This window comes from Brevibacillus sp. MCWH (genome assembly GCF_013096935.1).
Taxonomy (GTDB): domain Bacteria; phylum Bacillota; class Bacilli; order Brevibacillales; family Brevibacillaceae; genus Brevibacillus; species Brevibacillus aydinogluensis.
This window is the reverse complement of sequence record NZ_SDLF01000196.1, coordinates 1-422: the sequence shown is the minus strand read 5'-3', so window position 1 is coordinate 422 and position 422 is coordinate 1. Positions and strand designations below refer to the sequence as shown.

Sequence of the window (422 nt, the reverse complement as noted above, 5' to 3'; positions counted from 1 at the left end):
ATTAAAAGAAGGAATGATTCCTAAGATTGAAGAGAAAAAAGAATTTGTTGGTGTAAAAGGCGCTAAATTATCAGTTATCCTTTTCTTAGTAGGAACTTTCCTTGTCGTACTTCTCGGTTCATTTGAAGCACTTCGTCCAGGATGGATAGTTGATGGGAAGTTAGCCCGTCTTTCCATGCCAAACACAATTGAAATGGTTATGTTAACGATCGCAGCTCTTATTATTATTTTCTGTAAACCAAATGTAGAAAGCATCGTGTCTGGTAACGTCTTTAAAGCGGGGGCAACAGCAGTTGTTGCTATTTTCGGTATCGCTTGGATGGGAGATACTTTCTTTAACGGAAACTTAAATATGATTCAAGGATCAATTCAGCATCTAGTAACAAGTGCGCCATGGCTATTTGCCATCGCATTATTCATTC

At 38.2% G+C, this 422-nt stretch carries 1 protein-coding gene; it reads left to right on the top strand.

Annotated features, from left to right (window positions below; all coding sequences use genetic code 11):
* A partial coding sequence (locus tag ETC00_RS20050; protein WP_216369612.1) for an anaerobic C4-dicarboxylate transporter family protein occupies positions 1-422 on the top strand: 422 nt, incomplete at both ends.